This is a genomic window from Actomonas aquatica (assembly GCF_019679435.2).
GTDB lineage: Bacteria > Verrucomicrobiota > Verrucomicrobiia > Opitutales > Opitutaceae > Actomonas > Actomonas aquatica.
This window is the reverse complement of sequence record NZ_CP139781.1, coordinates 5,104,463-5,123,530: the sequence shown is the minus strand read 5'-3', so window position 1 is coordinate 5,123,530 and position 19,068 is coordinate 5,104,463. Positions and strand designations below refer to the sequence as shown.

Genomic DNA, 19,068 nt, shown 5'->3' with positions numbered 1-19,068 from the left:
GCACCGACCCGCAAACCGAGGACTGGTTTTCAGAAACTATTCCCGGCAACGCCGTCGCCCCGGCGGGCCACCTCGTAGCTGCCTTGGAGCGCAGCGACAAGGTGGCCCGCGGAAGGTGCCATTCAGTTGGCCCCCGGCCCGGCCGCAAACCCGTCCTCCGTGCCCGGAGAGACGTGATAGCGACCGGTGCGCGTGGTGCCATCGCGCGTGTTGTAGAGCTCAATCACGCGCAGCAGTTCACTGAGGCTTAACTCACCGTCGCGGTTGCTGTCGGCCGAGTGGAAGGTCGTGAACGCCGGCGGCGTGCCGGCGGCCGTCGTCGGGTCACTGGCGAACCCGTCCTCCGTGCCCTCGGCCGGCACGTAACGACCCGTGCGAGCCGTGCCGAGACGCGTGTTGTAGAGTTCGATCACCCGCAGCAGCTCGCTGAGACTGAGCTCGAAGTTCGCATCGCTGTCGGCGGAATGCGTCGCCGGCATTTTCGTCAGCATGAGCGGATCCGGCGTGACCATGTCCTGCAAGGTCTCACCCGCGACCCCGATGTTGAACCAAGCGGTCAACTCGTAGTCTCCCGCCGCCGCGCTGGGCACGTTGAGCGTGTAGCTGAAGTCGAACGCGCTCTGCGGCAGGCCACCGCCCGACCAGGATGCAAACAGGCTGGCTTCACCACCCGGGAAGAACTGTGCCCCCGAGCCACTCACGTAACTCCAGGCTTCGCCGCCCACTTCCGCCGGCAGCAACACCGGCATCTGCAGACTCGTCACCGCCGCGCTGTATTCCACCACCACATCGATCGTGATCGTGCCGCCCGGGACGTAGGCGCCTTCGCGCACACTGTGCGTCGCCACGACTTCGGCCACGACCACCAGAGCGACATTCGACGTCACGGAGTCAACCGGATCGGTCACCACCACATCGTAGTCGCCGAGGTCGTCCTCGGTCACCGCGAACAACTCGAACGTGGAACTCGTCGCGCCCGGGATTGGCGTGCCGTCCTTGCGCCACTGATACGTCAAAGGATCGCCGCCGGTCGCACTCACGCTCAGCGTGACATCGTCGCCCACCAACACGACCGCGTCCTGCGGCTGGGTCGTGATCTCCGGACCTACGTTGACGGTGAGCGTCGCCGCAGCGCTGGTGACGCTGCCGACCGCATTGGTGACGACCACGTCGTAACTGCCGGCGTCATCCGCCTGCACTTCGGCGATGGCGTAAGTCGCCGCCGTCGCGCCGGAGATCGGCGCGCCGTCCTTGCGCCACTGATACGTCGGCGTCGGCAGACCTTCGGCGACCACGGTGAAGCTCACGGGTTTACCGCGGTTCACCGTCTCGCTGATCGGTTGCTCATTGATGACCGGCGCCGTCTGCACCGTGAGCGTGGCGACATCACTCGTCGCGCTGCCGCGGGCATTGGTCACCACCGCGTGATAGTCGCCGGCGTCGGCCGCCTGCAGGTCGCTCAGCGCCAGCGACGGACCCGTCGCGCCGGCAATCGCTTCACCGTTGAAGAACCATTGCACGGTCGGCGTCGGGTGACCGGTGAAGGCCACACTGAAGCTCGTGCCCTGTCCGGCGTTGAGCGTAACCGGAGTCGGCTGCGTCGTGATGGCAGGCGCGTAGTTCACCGTCACCAGCGCGGCGTTGGTGGTGCCACTGCCCTGGCTGTTTTGGTAAACGACGTCGTAGCTGCCCGCGTCCGCCGGTTGCGCGTTCGGCACCGTGAGCGTGGATCCGGTCGCGCCGTCGATCGGCGTGCCGTTGAAGCGCCACTGCAGCGTCGGCGTCGGCAAGCCGATCACCTGCGCGCTCAGTTCCAGCGTGCTGCCGGCGTTCACCGTGGTATCGGTCGGATGGCTGATGACGATCGGCGCAAAGGCCACCACGACCTCGGCCGGATCGCTCGTGTCGCTGCCAAAGGCGTTCGTCACCTCGACCGTGTAGAAGCCGTTGTGCCCGGCGTTGGCGGAATCGATCACCAGAGTCGCATCGGTGCGGCCAAAGAGTTCACCGCCGTTGAAGAACCATTGGTAAGTCGGCGCCGGCAGACCGTCGGCGATCACACTCAGTTCAACACGATCCCCTTCCACCGCGTCGACATCGACGGGCTGCGAAGTGATCCCCGGCGCGTAATTCACCACCACAACAGCAGGCCCGCTGGTCACGGCGTCCACCACGTTGGTGACGGTCACGGTGTAGCTGCCGGCATCGGCGCGAGTCACGCCAGTGAGAGTGAGCGTCGCAGCCATCGCATCGGTGATCGCCTCGCCGTCCTTGAACCACTGATACGTCGGCATCGGGTTGCCGGTGGCTTCGACACTGAGTTCCACCGTCGCGGCCGGATCGAAGGTGCCGCCCACCGGCGCCACCGAGATCTCTGGCGCGGTCTGCACCGTGAGGGTGGCCGAGGCGCTGACCGTCGTGCCCACCTCGTTGGTGACTGCGGCGGTATAGTCGCCAGCGTCATCGAGGGTGACCGCCGTGAGGTTCAGGGTGTCACCCGTCGCGCCGACGATCGGGTCGTCGTTGAAGAACCACTGCACCGTCGCCACACCGCTGGCGCTGTAAGCCACCGCGAAGCTGGCGGGCTCGCCGAGCGGCACCGCCACGTCGATCGGATCACTGGTGATCGTCGGCGGCGCGACGATTTCCAGCGTCGCCGCGGGGCTGGTCGCACTGCCGAGGTCGCTGGTGACGATCACATCGTAATCGCCGGCATCGGCCGCGGTAAGCGCGCTGAGTTCGAGGGTCGAGTCCGTCCCGCCGTCGATCGGCGTGCCGTCCTTGCGCCACTGATACGTGAGCGCGCCGGAACCGTAGGCATCGGCCGTGTAGGTCACGCTGCCTTCGGCGCCTGCCGAACGCGGTCCGCGCGGCGCGCCGAAGAAGCCCGGCGCCAGCGGCGTGCCATGAATGCGTGCCAGTCCCGTGCGGCTGACCTCGTTGCTGATCAAGATCAGGTTGCCCATCACCGCAATGTCACCGTTGGCCAACACCTCCAGATCGGTGATGCTGGCCTGGTTGTAGCTGCCAGTGGTTCGCTGGTAGGTAAAGGAACTGTCGAACGTCGTGTCCAACGAACCATCCGGCAGGAACTGCGCGATTTGGGTCGTGATCGCCGCCCCCGAGCCGAGGTAACCCGCCACCACGATGCGACCGTCCGGTCGCACCGCGAAGGCGTAAACATTATTGAAGTCGAAGCCAAGCGGACCGAAGCTCTGGTCCACAAAGCCGTTGGCATCGAGCCGCGCCAGGCGCGGCCGGCCCAGACCATCCACGGTGGTAAAGCTGCCGCCGATGAGGAAACGACCGTCGGGCAGACGGTGGATCCGCTGAACGTTGGACACCGCGATGTTGTTAAAGGAAGTATCGAGACTGCCATCGGCATTGAGGCGGGCCACGCCGCTGCGGGAGGCGGCGCCGATGGCGGTGAAGTTGCCCACAATCACCGGGCGGCCATCGGGTTGGACGAGCATGCTCTGCACCGTGCCTTCGACCCCGCCGTTCGGGTTGAAACTCGTATCCACATCACCATTACCCAGCAGGCGCGCCAGCCCCAGGGTGGGAGTGCCGGCCACGTCCAGCTCGAGATTGCCGGACCAGACGATGTAGAGTCCGTCTCCGGCGGCCGCGAGCGGCGCCACCGCATTAATGCCGGGCACGCCGAGGCCCGTGAAGGGCGAGACAAATCCGGTATCCACCGTGCCGTTCGCGGTGAATCGCGCCAAACCGGCGGTCGCATGGCCACCGATGGTTTCGAACGAGCCCCAGACATAGAGGGCTCCGTCGGGGCCCTGCTCGGCACCAACGATCTGGTTGTCGGCGATCAACGGGGTGTAGCCGGGGACCGTCGCACCGTAGGCGTCGACGCGGCGAATGCTGGTCCCGCCGACGAGCAGCAGGCTGCCGTCCAGCAGACGCAGCACGCTGCGATCATTTGTGGCAGCCTGTTCGCTGAAGAAGTCGATCCGTGGTGAACCCGGGCCGGAGCCGATCGCGTCTCCCACGCTCAACTGCACCACGGCCGTGAGCGTCGCCAGACCGTTGTCGACCACGAGGCGATAGGTGCCGGCGTCGGCCGCGGTGACGTTGTTGACCGAGAGACTGGAGCCGGTGCTGAGCACCTGACCAGGCAGGCCGTCCTTGGTCCACGTGTAGGTGACCGTGCCACCGCCGGTGCTGGAGACTTGGGACGTCCAGACGGCGCGGCCGCCGGGCACCGTGCTGATGTTGGTCGGGGCCGACACCCAGCTCAGCGGTTGCGCTTCGGCCCCGTCGGTCGCTTCCAACCAGGCCAGCGCCACGCGCTCGATTTCGCCCGCTTCGACAAAGTCGCCGAAAACCAGCACTTGGTTCCCCGTGGCCGCGATGCCCCGCAGTGTGACCTGCGAGTTGTTCTCCCCCTCGAAATAGCCGCGGGTGTTGTTGCCGGCGCTGAAGGCGGAGTCAGCCGTGCCGTCGGGACGCATGCGGTAGGGATAGTATCCGCTGGTGTAATACACCGAACCGTCGGCCGCCACATCGAGGCTCGACGGGCTGACCGGGATATTGAAGGCCTGGTTCAGGGTGCCATCCGCGTTGAGCCAGGCGAAACCGCGGCTCGCGGTGGAATCGACCGAAGTGAAGGTGCCCTGGATGCCGATGCGATCGGTTTCCGGCTCGATCCGGATCCGTTGCACCACGTTGTTGATGACCGGGCTGAAGAGCGCATCGATCGATCCATCCGCGGTGAGGCGGGAGAGGTAGCGCGACGTGAAGCCGTTGAACAGATTCTGATACCCGCCCACCAGGATCCCGCCCTCGGCGTCCACCGCGACGTCGAAGAGGTAGTTGTTGAAGCCGGTGCCCATCGCGAGCGTCGGGTCAAGCGAGCCGTCGGAGTTGAGGCGCACGAGGTAACGCAGGGAGTTGCTCGTGCCGCTGTGGCTGGTCTGACCATTCCACTGCGAGAACTGACCGGCGGCCAGCAGCTTGCCGTCCCCATCAAAAGCGAGGCCGCGCACCGCAGAGTTGGGTCCGGTGCCAATGGCGAAGCTCGAGTCGATGCTGCCATCAGGCAGCAAACGCACGAGGTTGGCGCGGGACTGGCCGTTGACCGTGGTGAAAAGGCCGCCGAGGTAGATGCGACCGTTGTCGTCGATCTCCACCGCGTAGACGTAGCGATTTTCCTGCGTGTTGTTCAGGGTGGTCGGCAGGCCGTGATCCAGCGTGCCGTCGGGGTTGAGGAAGAAGAGCTGATAAGGGCCCGCGCCGTCCACGAAGGCACCGTGACGGGCGACCACAAACACGCGCCCGTCGGGCAGCGTCTCGGTCAACTCGATCCGGCTGTCGACCGTCGCACCGGCGTTGTTGCTGCTCAGGGCGCCACTGTAAACCGGACGCTCCACGGAGAGCGAAACGCTGGGCGTGGTCAGCGAACCACCGGCGGTGGTGATCGTCGCGTGATAGGCGCCGGCCGCCTCGGTCGGCACGGCCCACCAGCTCAGTCCCCAGCTGACGGCGCCGGCGATCGGGCTGCCGTCCTTAAACCACTGCACGGTGGCATCCGCCGGAGCGTAAACCGGCAGCCCGAGGCTCACCGGCTCATAAGCGTAGGCCGCCACAGCCGCCGCCGAAGCCGTGAGCTCCGGTGTCGCCGCCGGATCGATCTCGCCGTTGTGGAGTGCATAGAGACCAGACCGATCCGTCACGTTGCCAAAACCGGAAAGCGTCTGTTGGAAGACAAGGATCCGCTCGGCCGTTTCGGCGATGAAGAGGAAATTCGGGTAGCTGCTGGAAGCGGTCGGCGCGTCCGTGCCAACCGATACGAAGGACGGATCGGCGGAGCCGTCCGGCAGGAGGCGCAGCACGCGGTTACGGGCGACCCCGTCATAGGAGCGGAAATTGCCCGTGAGCACGAGGCGTCCTTGCGAGTCGCTGGCCATGCCACCAATCGGCACCTGCGCGGTGGCCGATGTGCCTTCGAAGCGGTTGGTGTTGAAACTGGCATCAAAGGTGCCGTCGGGCAGCAGCTTGCGCACGGTGTAGACGTTGGGCAGGCCGCTCGGGTAATGGTAGCTGAGCACGTAAACCGCGCCGTCGGGCGCCGCGGCGATGGACTGAATGCTTTCGCTGTAGCGGGCGCGCAGGCCGGCATAACTCGAGTCAAAGGAACCATCGGCGTTGATGCGCCAGACATAGACCCGCGTGTTGTTGGAATCGGGCAACAGGTAGTTGCCTCGCACCCACCACTTGCCGTCGCCGGCCGGGGCCGCATCGGACACCGAGACGCCGGTCATGGGGTTCATGGTGCCATCCAACGTGCCGTCGGTGTCGACGATGGCGAAGTTGGCATTGATGCCCGCCAGACCGGAACCGAGTAGGAAGAGGCGGCCATCCTCCATCGGCGTCACGCGCATGATGTTGTGGCTGGTGAAGCGGGTGTAATCGAAGGTGGAGTCGATGGTGCCATCCGCCAACAGGCGCACGATAGCCGTGTTGGTGGTGTCGATGCGCAGGCTCTGGCCGAACACCAATAGCTTGCCGTCCGGCAATCCATACAGACCTCGCACCGTGCCGCTGGTGAAGCGGGCATCGAGAGTGAAGTCGGTGCGTTCCTGGCCGAGTTCGTCCCAAGCGACCAAGACGCGCGCCCCGATACCGGAGGCCGGGCTGTAGTTGAACGCATAGAGATTGCCCGCGGCATCCTCGCCCACCCCACCGAGGCTGTAGGCGGATCCGCCAACACCCCAGGTGAGATCAATCTCACCGGCCCGGCCGGCGTTGGAGCGCACCGTGAGATCGACCGGATCGGTGGTCGACGTTTCCCCGTCGACCGTGATGTCGAGGGTGTAAGCGCCAGCATCGCTGGGGGCGAACGACGGAATGAAGAGCGCCGGGTCCGTCGCGCCGGCGATCACCTCGCCGTCGTGATACCATTGGTAGGTGGCTTGATCGGCTCCGCGCACACCGACACCGAGCGTCACCGCGTTGCCCGGGATGTAGTTGCCGCCCTGCGGCGTCTCCACCAACGCGAACGGTTCGGCGCCACCGGCGTTGAGCAGGGAGATGCCGCGCACGTAGACGTTGTTCACGTTGCCCGAGGTGAGGATGAGCAGGTTGTCGCCGTCACGCTCAAGATAGGTGGCGCTACCGGTCATCACCACCGAGCGATCGATGGAGCCGTTGTTGAGCAGACGCGCGAGCCGTGTGTTCGGGGTGGCTACCGGCAGCTGGCCGACGACCACCAGACGATCCAACGGATCCATCGCGAACGTGTAGATGCTGCTGAACTCGGTCTTGAACGAACGATCGAGCGCGCCATCGGCCGACAAGCGCACGAGGCGTTGCCCCTCACCATCGATGGTCGCGAGCACCTGGTTGCCCGAGGCGTAGAGTTCGCCCTGCGGACCAAACACCACGCGGGTCGGCGAGTAAGCGAGTTCCGTGACCGCAAAGCTCTCGTCCCAAGTGCCGTTGGCGTTCAGGCGGATCATCAAGGTGCGTGGCACGGTCTGGCCACCGATGGACGTGAACGTGCCGGTCACATAAAAACGACCACTCGCATCTTCAAAGATGTTGTTGGCCGTGCTCACGACGCCGCCCGGCAGGAAGCTGGTGTCGAGCGTGCCGTTGGCGTGGAGCTTGATGAGATTGGAGACCGCGGTGCCTTTGAACTCGGCGAAGAATCCGGCCAACAAAATGCCGCCGTCGGCCAGGCGCGCGATGGCATAGGCCTGGCGGAAGTTTCCGAGGTCGCCGTCCTGCACCAAGGTCTGCGCGAGGGTGCCGTTGGCGTTGAGGCGAACGACAAGCAAGCGACTGTTGTCCGGCAGATAGAGATAGCGACCGAGCACCAGCAACGTGCCGCTCGGTTCCTCGATGATCTGATACACGTTGTTCGCCGAGGTCGTGCTGAATGGCAGGTTGTTGTTGAAGCTGGAGTCGAGCGAGCCGTCCGGCCTCAGCTTTGCAATGCCGCGCAAGGTGACGCCTTCAAATGAGGAAAAGCTGCCGTAAACGATGCGGCTGCCATCGCTCAGTTTGGTCACGCCGGCGGCGTTGCCGCCGATGCCGGTGTTCATCGCAATACCCGGAATCGGCGAGAGCGGATCCGCGCCGAGGAAACCGACCGTCATATCGGCAGTCACGCTGCCCAAACCGTTCGTGGCCGTGAGCGTATAAACGCCGGCCTGGTCCTGGGTCGGATTGTCGAGCAACAGCTGCGGGCCGATTGCGCCGACGAGGTCCACGCCGTTCAAACTCCATTGATAGGTAATCGGGCCGCCACCGACCACGCGGGCATAGAGCGCCACATCGACGCCCTCCACCACCGCGCGATCACCCGACGCGTCGATCACCTGCAGCGCACCGGTGGGTCCGCCATCGACGTTGAAACGCACAAAGCCGCGCTTCGGCGCATAGCTGTAATCGCCGGCGAGGAGCAGCTTGCCCGTGTCGGTCCAATCCAACCGCGCCTCACTCACCGAGCGCACGCGTTGCAAGCCATCGGCCGGGAACGCGAGGTCGAGCTGACCATTGGCATCGAGACGCACCAGACCGCCGAGGGCAAAACCATCCCACGTGCCGAAGGTGCCGGCCACGTAGAGGAAGCCATCCGGCGCCGCCAGAATGCCGGTCACCGTGCCACCCGGCCCCGCCGAATTCACCGGACCGAAGCTGGTGTCGACGACACCCGTGGCCGACAAGCGAGCCAGGCCCCGCACCGTGACGTCGGAGACGCTGGTGAAGTAGCCCCCCACGTAGATCCGGCCACTGGCATCCTGGGCGAAGGAGTTCAGCTGGTTGAACGGCGTGTAGATGGTGTTGAACCCGGGGCTCAGCGTGCCGTTGGATTCGAGACGCACGAGTTCCATGCGACCGGCGGTGGAGTTCGTGCCCATCGCAAAGATGCGGCTGCCGTCGTTCGACAGCTCCACCTGCAACACCGAGTTCAGGTTGTGATAATCACCGAACGACGCGTCGTAGCTGCCGTTGGCGTTGAGGCGCGCCAGACCGCGTCGGCTCGTGCCCGAGATGGTATTGAACGAACCACCGACCAAAATGCGATTGTCCGGCAGCACCCGCAACGAGCGCACCGCGCCATCCACCGTCGACTGGAAGCTGGTGTCGAGCGAGCCATCGGCGTTAAGCCGGGCGAGGTAGGGACGATCGGTGCCATCCAACGTGACGAAGTTGCCACCGATCACGACCTTACCGTCGGACTGCAGCGCCACGGCTTGGATCACGTTGTTGGCCGAGACTCCCGGGTTGAACTCAGACAACGGCACGGTGATGCCGTCGGCGTTCAGTTTGTTGACTTGATAACCGCTGCCGGAACGTCCGCTGACGTAGTAAATCGAGCCGTCAGGACCGTAGGTGAACGCATGCGGATCGAAGGCGGCCGTATCGACGCTCCAAGTCGGATCGGCACTGCCCAGGCCCGTCGGCACCGCACCGACATCAATCGTGATCGGCGCCGATTCGACGAACCCGTTCTCGGCACTCGTGACGCGCAGGACATACGACCCCGCATCCGTCGGCAACAGACTGCGCAACGAAAGGCGGCCCGTCGTCGCTCCGGTGACAAGCGTGCTGTCGATCACCGGTTGTCCGTCCCGATACCACTGGAATTGCAACTCACCCGGGCCGCTGGCCAGAGCGGTGAGCACCCGCACGCTGCCCGCGTCAACAGCATTGGCGTAACCTTCGGTCTGCCAGGTGATCGCCGGCGCCTGCGGCGGATAAACGCCACTGAGAATCCGCACCGACCGCGCGTAATCGGTCGTCGAATCGAAATCCAAATCGAAGGTGCCGCCCGCCAACAGGGTGCCGTCGGACAACTGCAACAGGTTGGTGAAACTAAAGGTGCCGATCGGCGTGGCCCACTCGGTGTCGATCGCGCCCGTGGAGGTCAGCCGCACGCTGTTCTGCGCCGGCCAACCGTTGAAGCTGCTGAAGCCTCCCACCACGACGATGGAACCGTTTGATTCCACCGCCATGCCCGAGATGCTGCCGGTGCTGAAGGAACTGGTGGATTCCGGACCGCTCCCCGGACTGAACGTCGTATCGAGCGCACCGGAATTCAACAGGCGAGCGATCTTCGGGCGCGCCACCCCGCCATAGGTCGTAAACACACCGCGGATCAACCACGTGCCACCCGGCGCCGGAATGATCTCGGCAATGTCGTCATTGGCGCGCAGGCCGCCACCGAAGCTGGTGTCCAACGAGCCGTTGGCATTGAGGCGGGCGAGGTGGTTCACCGTCGTGCCGCCCCACGTCGCAAACGTGCCGGCTACGATCAGCTTATCGCCGTCGAGCTGGGCCGAAGCTATCTCGTCGCTCGGCCCATCCGTGTCATCGCTCGGACCAAAACCCTCGTCGAGTGAACCGTCGGTGTTGAACCGCGCGACATGCTGACGATCCACGCCGCCGATGCTGAAGAAACGACCGGCCACAATGATCTTTCCATCGGTCTGCAGCAGCAGGGCGTTGATGTCGCTCACGCCATTGAAACGCGGCGACTCAAAGGTCGGGTCAACCGCGCCCGAGGGCAGCAGACGCACCAGATCCTGCGGCGAGCCGCCGGCCGGCCACAGGTATCCGCCCACCACCAGTTTGCCGTCCGACTGCAGCGCGATCTGCTCGACCGTGAGCGACGTGAAGTTGGTCGAGAAGGAGTCATCCACCGAACCGTCCGGTCGCAGACGAATGAGGAAACCCGAACCACCGAGATAGGTCGAACCATCGGGGGTGCGCAGCGCGACGCGCGCATACTGGTTTTGTGGCAGCACGTCGGAGTAGACCTCACGCAACGCGCCCGGCACCGCCGTCGAATCGAAGTCGAGCGACACCGCGCCGGTGGTGATGGAACCGTAGGCGTTGGTCACGACTGCATAAAAACTCGCGCCAAAATCACCGTCGCCGACATCACCCACCGTGAGCGTGCTTTCATCGGCACCGGCGATGAGCTCACCGTCCCGATACCACGCGTAGGTAAACGGTCCCGGACCCACCACGCCCACCGCAAAGGTGGCGTTGGCGCCGTAGCCCACCGCCGTATTCACCGGCGCACTACTGACCGCCGGAGCCAGCCGCACGATGACCTGCGTGCCGGCATTAACGTATTCGCCGGCGCCGTTGCTGAAACGCACGGTGTAAAGGCCGATGTCCTCGAGTCCAGCGTCCGTGATGACCAACTCGTGGCCGACCTCCTCCGGCAGCCGCACCCCGTCGCGATACCATTGGTAACTCATGCCTTCGATCAGCGCGTAGCTGAGCGTCAGGTCCTCGCCCGGGTCGATCTCACGCGTGATGACCGCATCATCCGCGATGAAGGGCGGGGCATCGTCGCCCGCATAAATCACCGCGACGCGATTGCGGGCCTCCCCCCGCACCTGCGTGAAGCTGCCGCCCACCGCCAGCCGCCCGTCGGCCAGCGGGGTCAGCGCCATCACCTCGTTGTTGAAACCTTCACCGATATCAAAATACGGATCGATCGTGCCGCTCGGATAAACTCGCGCGAGACCACGACGTTCACCACCGCCGAGCGCCGTGAAGCGACCGCCCACAAACACGCGACCATCGGGCAATGCCGACAGCACCCGCACGCCGCTGTAGATGCCGGAGCCCAGCCCGCCCATGAAGTCGGTGTCCATGCTGCCATCGGCCAGCAGGCGCACGAGGCCCCGCGGTCCGGTCCCGTCCCAGGAGGCAAAGTCACCACCCACCCAGATCCCGCCGTCGGCATCGAGATGCAACGCCCACACCGCACTGCCCTCGCCCGGCGCAAAGGTTTCGTCGATCGCACCAGTGCTGCTCAGGCGCACCAAACCGGCCGCCGGTTGACCGGCAAACTGCGTGAACGAGCCGCCGACATAAATTGCCCCGGCGTCGCTCACCGCCAGCGCCTGCACCGTGCCCGCCGTGCCACTCGGCACCACCAATGAGGTGTCGCGGGAACCGTCGGCATTCAGGCGCACCAAACCACCGGCCGCCGTGCCGCCCGCGTTGGAGAAATTGCCACCCACCAGCCACTGATCGGCCCCGTAGGGCGCCACCGTGAACGCCGCTCCGTTAAGCACCGGCGGCGTGAAGCTTTCATCCCGCGCTCCGGTCGCCGTCAGCTTGGCCACGCCGTAGGAAACCGCGCCTTCATAGGAACTGAACTGCCCCCACACCAGCATGCCGCCGTCGGCCAGCAAGCGGGCACCGTTGACGTTGCCGTTGAAGCCGTTGACCGGCGCGAAACTGGGATCGAGCAGGCCGAAGCGATCGAGCTTGGCGATGCGGTTGCGCGTCTGGCCTGCGATGGTCGTGAAGTCACCAAAGATCCAGTAACCTCCATCGGTCGCCGGCAGGACGCCCCGCACGGTGTTGGTCGCCAGTTGCGCCCCGTCAAAAGCCGAGTCGAGTCCGCCGCGCAGCACCCAGCCGCCATGGAAACGGGCCAGCGCGACGCGGGGTTCGCCGTTGATGCCGGTGAAACTGCCGCGCACCAGGATCTTGCCATCCGGCAGCGTGAGCGAATCGGAGGCGTATCCACCGTCCAATGACGTGTCGTCGAAGAGCGGATCGAGCGGTCCGTTGGCCGTCATGCGGCCCAGGCCGCCGGGACGCGCCTCGCCGCGCAGCGAGGTATAGGTGCCGGCGACCACGATGCGGCCACTGCTGTCGGGGCGCGCCGCATACACGTAGGGATAGGTGCCCGCAGCGCCTGCGCCGGGCAGGAAGTTGGGATCGCTGGTGCCATCTGTATTCAGTCGGTCGATACCATTGACAGTGTAACCGCCGGACGAAGTGAAGTTGCCGCCCACGACGATCTGATCGTTGGCCAGCACGGCCACGCTGTTGACGATGCCGTTGAAAACCGTGTTGCCCGCGAAGGTCGTGTCGACGGCGCCATTGGTCGCACTCAGGCGCACGAGGTAGGCCTCCCCCGCCCCGCTGAAATTGGTGAAGGAGCCGGAGACGAGCACGTCGTCGTTCGACAGCACATCAACGCCCGAAATGCTGCCATCCGCCGGACCGCTGCCGGGCGCGAAGGTCGTGTCGAGGACGCCGGTTTCGCTGACGCGCGCGACGCCAGCCCGGGCCGTGCCGTTGATGCCCGTAAAGTTGCCCGCCAGAATCAGGCGGCCGGTGGAGTCGGTCGTGGCATGCCCCACGTAGCCGCCTTCGACCGAGATGCTGCCATCGTAACTCGATTGAATGTCGCCGTAGGGCGCGAAACGCACCGCGCCGGCATATTCCCAGGAGGTCGTGCTGCCGGCCGAGTTGGCCACGTGGCTGAAGGTGCCGAAGGCCCAGACCTGCCCATCGCTGCGCTCCACGATCGCGGTCACCAGACCGTCGAAGTCCATCGCCGCGTAATAGGTCGAGGGGTTGAAGCTGGTGTCGATCGCTGCGTCGGCCGTGAAGCGGGCGATGTTTTGCCGCGCCGCGCCGCCGATCCAGTCGAAGTCACCGCCCACGTAATAACGCCCCTGGCTGCTCTGCACGAGCGTGCGCACCGCCGGCGCGACCTCCAGACCACGGGAACGCGTGAACGTCGTGTCCAAGGCGCCGGAGGAGGCGAGCCGCACATAGCCGGCGCTGCCCGAGTCGGCATCGTAGAAATGACCCGCCGCCACCACGCGGTCGCCCGGCGCGATCTGAATCGCGGTCACGTAAGACGAGCGTGTGAGGATCAGTTCCTCATACCCGACCGAGAAACCTTCATCGACCGCCCCACCCTGCAGCCGCAGCAGACCCGGCAGCGAAGAGCCCCAGTCACCATAAACGCCGGTGAAGGCACCGGCCACCACGACGCGGCCCGCACTGTCGAGCTGCAGATCGGCCACAAAACCGTTCAAGCCGTTGCTGGGATCAAACTCCGTATCGAGAGCGCCGCTGGCGGTGAAGCGACCCAGACTGCGCCGGGTGGTATCGTTCAGCGTCGAAAACCCGCCACCGACCACGAAGCCCCCATCGTTGTCGATCACCACGGCGTAGATGCCCCAGTTGGCGCCCGTGCCGAAGGAGATGCCCGTGTCGAGCGAGCCGTTGCTGTTGAGCCGGGCAATGCGGTTACGCGTCGTGCCGTTGATGGCGGTAAAGGAGCCGGTGACGACGACCTTGCCGTCGGATTGCAGGGCAAGATCCCAGACGGAATCGTTGGCGCCGGAGCCGGGGTTGAAGCCGGTGTCGATCGAGCCATCGGTGTTGAGACGCACAATGCGCGCCTGGCTCGTGCCGTTGTAGGTCGTGAAGCCGCCGCCCACGATCACCTTGCCGTCGTCCTGCCGCACCATGGCGAGCACCGAACCGTTGAAGCCGCTGCCCGCGTTGAAGGAGGTGTCGAGACTCCCGTCGGCGTTGAGGCGGAGGATGCGGTTGTGCGTGCCGGCCGCGAATTCGGTGAAGGAGCCACCGATCAGAATCTTGCCGTCCGGCTGCACCACGATCGCCGTGACCGTGCCGTTCAGGGTGCTGCCGACATCGAAGTCGGTGTCGCGGCTGCCGTCGGCGTTGAGCCGGGTCACCCCAGCCTGGGCGAAGCCGTTGATGGAGGAAAACTGCCCGCCGATGAGCACCTTGCCATCGTCCTGCACCGCCACGGCCCGTCCCGAGCCAAACTTCCGCACGTCGGCATCGAAGGCCAAGTCGAGGTCGACCGCGGTCGCACGGCCGGCGAGAAGGCCCAGCAGCAAGGCCAGCCCTGCAAAGAGCTTAAACGTAGTCACTCGACCACGACGCAGCGCGCCACGGCCGACAAAGGCAGCAAGGTGAGTCGACACGCGGCTAAGGAAGAGCCCCTACCGCACCGGCACAAGTCGCCAGCAGCTAGGTAGATTTCCTAAATTAGGAAACCTAACGGAAATGACAAAAAGTGAGGACTGACCTATCACTTTCTCCACCAGCCATTTCGCCTCGTTTTTTGCTCACGCGGTGATTTCCCGAGGTGATGCCGCGATTTTCGCCCGCCCGGCGCGGCGGGTCATTTCAGAATCTTGGCAATATCCGGGATGTCCTTTTTGCGCAAGCCGCTGGGGTGGCGCGCGAGGTAGGTGTCCTCTTCGTCAAAATCCAACTCCTCGTCCGCACTGCCGCGCCCCTTCGGATCCTCCTCATCTTCGATGATGATCTCCGTGTCGTCGTCGACCAGGCCCGACCAGGGGTTTTCATCGGCGTCAAACCAGTGCGAGTAGCGCCTCACCTGCAGGTCGAGCACCAGCGCCGGATTCGCCACACGGCCTTTCTTCACCATCTCCACCAGACACGGCAGGTAGGATTTGCTGAAGCGCGTGCGCAGCTCCGAGATCCACTTGTTCTCCACACCTTCGCGACGGTTGAGCAGGACGATGTCCGAAAAATGCACACAGGCGTCATACCACGCCCGCAGGCGCTCGTGCTCCGCCACCAGCGCGCAGTGAAACACGCACACGACCCGGGCCAACTCCAGCCCCTGCCCCGCCAGCCAGGGTTTGAAGGCTTCGATCTGATCCACCGGGTTGCGCAGGCCATCGACAATGAAGAACCCCACCGTCGCTGCCTCCGGCCAGACCGCCGCCATCGTCGGTGCAAAATCTTCGTGTTCCTCCCAGAGCCACGTCGCCACTTCGCCGCGCGGCATCGTAGTTTCGATCCCTCGCTCCGCCTCGGCCGCCGCCGTGAAGACCACCGGCACGTCATCAGCACTCACGCCGCTCTCGATCAGGTCGGCCACGATCTCGCGCCGCCCGCTGCCCGGCGCGCCGAGCACAAGATACACCAGTGGTTTGTCAGTCACGTCACTCACTGCGGAAAACTCCCGTTCTGCGCCTGCTGACGCATCCAATGATCCACCAGCACCAGCGCGGCCATCGCCTCGACGATCGGCACCGCCCGCGGCACCACGCAGGGATCATGACGGCCCTTGCCCATCAATTCCGTGGGCTGCCCGTCACGATCGACCGTGGCCTGCTTCTGCAAAATCGTCGCCGTCGGCTTAAACGCCACGCGGAAGACCAGCTCCTCGCCGTTGCTGATGCCGCCCTGCACACCGCCCGAGCGGTTGCTGGCCGTGCGCACCTGACCGTCGCGGTTCTCAAAGCGGTCGTTGTGCTCGCTGCCTTTCAGCAAGGTGCCGCCAAAACCGCTGCCGACCTCAAAACCTTTCGTCGCCGGCAACGACAGCATCGCCTTCGCCAGATCGGCTTCGAGCCGATCAAAAACCGGTTCACCCAGCCCCGCCGGCAGACCCCGCACGCGACATTCAATCACGCCGCCCACCGAATCGCCGTCGGAGCGCACCGCTTTGATGCGCTCGATCATCGCCGCCGCCGTCTCCGGATGCGGGCAACGCACCGGGGTCGCCTCCACGGCCTCCGCGCTGGGAAACTCCGCCAAGGCCGCCTCCGGCATCGCGATGTCCTGAATGCGCGTGATGAAGGCGCGCACCTCGACGCCCTTGAGCAACTTCTTGGCCAGCGCCCCCGCCGCCACCCGCCCGATGGTCTCGCGCGCCGAGCTGCGGCCACCACCGCGATGATCGCGGATCCCGTATTTGCTCTGGTAAGTGAAGTCGGCGTGCGACGGACGGAACTTGTCCTTCATCTCGTCATACGCGCTGGAGCGATGGTCGGCGTTGCGCACCAGCAGCGAAATCGGCGTGCCGGTGGTTAACCCCTCGAAGACGCCCGACAGGATTTCCACCTGATCGGCCTCCTTGCGCGGCGTGACGATGTCGCTCTGGCCCGGACGGCGCCGATCGAGCTCGGCCTGGATCTCCTCCACCGTGATGGGCAGGCGCGGCGGGCAACCATCGATGACCACACCTACGGCCGGACCGTGGCTTTCGCCCCAAGTGGAGATTTTAAATACTTCGCCAAACACGTTGCCCATACGTCGGCGAAGCTGTCGTTCGCCCCCCGCAGCCCGCAAGTGCCAAAATCCCGCAACTTTCTCGATTCCCGTGCGTCTCTGTGTTGTCCCCGCGAGCCATATCTCAGTTTACATGACCCCGGGGATGGACTCACATTCCGCCTCCTCCTGGCCATTTCGCCAACCTGATCACTTTCCTCCGCATGCTTTCCCGTTTCTTCCGCCTCGGCGTCCTCGCCTCCGGCTTGCTCGCGCTCGCGAGTCTCGCCCCGGCCCAGACCAACGAGTCCCCGTCCGCCAGCAGCCTCAGCCCGTCGCTCACCCCGATCGTGACGGACACCATTGAGGAGATCGACATCCCCGAGGGTCCGGTCGACGGCGCCTACGGCCTCATCGAGCAACTCACCGGCCGCGAGGTCCTCCGTCCCTCCAACCTGCCCCAGCAGTCCTTCTCCCTCGTCATCAAACAACCGATGACCCCGGCCGAGGCCCTGCTCGCCATCGAAACGACCCTCGCCATGAACGGCATCGCCATCGCCCCCCTCGGCGATCGTTTCGTGAAAGTGGTGCCCATCGGTTCCGCCCGCATCGAGGCCCCCGAACTCATCGAAGGCAGCACCCTCAACCTCCCGCCCAGCGGCCGTGTCGCCACCAAACTCTTCACCTTCGAATTCGTGCGCGTGGAGCAGTTCGCCGCCAAGATCGCCAACCTCCTCAATGCCCAATTCGGCGGCGCCATGCCCTTCGAGCAGTCCAACGCCCTGCTCGTGACCGACACGATCAGCACGCTCCAGCGCGTCGAAATCCTGGTCAAACAACTCGACCGCCCCAACGTCGCCTCCCTCGAACCCAAGTTCTACCCGCTCGTCTACGCCAAGGCCTCCGACCTCGCCAACAAGATGCGCACCATCCTGCAGGGCCCCGCCCAGCAGCAACTCGGCACCGGCACCACCTTCAACGCCGACGACCGCACCAACCAGATCGTCGTCATCAGTGACCCGCGCCTGCACACCTTCTTCGATAAACTCATCGCCAAACTCGACGTCCGCTCCGACCCCAACACCCGCAACGAGGTCATCCCCCTCAAGCACGCCGAGGCCACCGAGGTCGCCTCCCTCGTGAGCCAGCTCGTCTCCGGCCAAAACCAAGCTGCCTCCCGCACAGAGTCCGCCCGCCGCACCGGCACCGCCGCCATGCAGACAGTCCAGCCCGCGCAGCCGAACAACAACGCCGCTCAGGCCGCCGCGAACGCCGCCGGCATCAACACCAACGAATTCTCCGAGCTCGTCACCGTGCTCGCCGACGAACGCAGCAACGCCGTCGTCGTCTCCGGCACCGTCGAGGACATCCGCCTCATCAAAGAGCTCGTTAACAAGATCGACGTGCTGCTCGCCCAGGTGCGCATCGAGGTCGTCATCGCCGAGGTCGCCCTCACCGATCGCGACTCGACCGGCATCAGCTCGCTCAACCTCGTCGTCGATCAAGGCAAACTGGTCGGCTTCAACGCCACCGGAGATCGCATCGGTATTGGTGGCGTGGGTGCACTCGCCGGCGACGCCACCGACGCCGCCACCGCCCTCGCCTCCGGCTTCGCCACCTTCAGCGGTTGGGACCTCACCTCCATCGTCAACATCACCTCTGACGACAGCCGCAAAACCAAGGCCAACATCCTCTCCAACCCGTCGATCGTCACGACCCACAACAAGGAATCCCGCGTCTTTGTCGGCCGCGATATTCCCACGATCAACAGCTTCCTGTCCGACACCACCAACTCCGGTTCGGTCAACAGCGGTTTCGGCCGCACCACCATTTCGAGCCGCGAGGTGGGTATCACCCTGCAGGTCAAACCCCTCATCGGTTCCAACGGCTCCGTGCAGATGGAGATCAAACAGGAGGTCTCCAGCCAGATCGACACCGTCGAGGTCGACGGCAACGAACAGCCCGTCATCAGCAAACGCGAAGCCGAGTCCTTCATCACCGTCAACAGCGGCGAAATCATCGTGCTCGGCGGCCTCCAGCAGAAGGTGGAGAACCGCGGCCGCACCCGCTTCGGCCCCATTCCCATCATCAGCGACATCTTTGGCAGCCGCTCCCGCGACGACCAGCGCACCGACCTCATCTTCTTCCTCCGCCCGGTCGTGCTGACCCACTCCGATATCGACAACGCCGACGCCATGAAACGGCTGCGCGCCACCGAGATCGGCGAAGAAACCGAGCGCGTCCTCAAGGGCGAACCGATGGATCAATAAG

General features: G+C 65.0%; 4 protein-coding genes. 1 reads left to right on the top strand and 3 read right to left on the bottom strand.

What is annotated here, in order from left to right; all coding sequences use genetic code 11:
• Positions 1–122 precede the first annotated feature (122 nt).
• The 3 genes from K1X11_RS19525 to aroC form a co-directional block, all read right to left on the bottom strand.
• Entirely contained in the window at positions 123–14,753 is a 14,631-nt protein-coding gene (locus K1X11_RS19525) for an immunoglobulin domain-containing protein (protein ID WP_221029575.1), read from the bottom strand.
• A gap of 200 nt (positions 14,754–14,953) precedes the next feature.
• The gene (locus tag K1X11_RS19520) at positions 14,954–15,745 is read right to left on the bottom strand and encodes a hypothetical protein (protein ID WP_221029576.1); all 792 of its coding nucleotides are present in this window, start codon (positions 15,743–15,745) and stop codon (positions 14,954–14,956) included.
• A gap of 5 nt (positions 15,746–15,750) precedes the next feature.
• Positions 15,751–16,839, bottom strand: coding sequence for a chorismate synthase (aroC, locus tag K1X11_RS19515; RefSeq protein WP_221029577.1), 1,089 nt, complete (start codon positions 16,837–16,839; stop codon positions 15,751–15,753).
• A 182-nt stretch (positions 16,840–17,021) separates the two neighbouring features.
• Here aroC and K1X11_RS19510 point away from each other — a divergent pair, with 182 nt between their 5' ends.
• Entirely contained in the window at positions 17,022–19,067 is a 2,046-nt protein-coding gene (locus tag K1X11_RS19510; RefSeq protein WP_221029578.1) for a secretin N-terminal domain-containing protein, read from the top strand.
• Position 19,068: the final 1 nt, after the last annotated feature.

What these genes read in the sequence shown, in the direction of transcription:
- aroC (WP_221029577.1), bottom strand. Translation starts at nt 16,839, where the DNA reads ATGGGCAACGTGTTTGGCGAAGTATTTAAAATCTCCACTTGGGGCGAA.
- K1X11_RS19510 (WP_221029578.1), top strand. Translation starts at nt 17,022, where the DNA reads ATGCTTTCCCGTTTCTTCCGCCTCGGCGTCCTCGCCTCCGGCTTGCTC.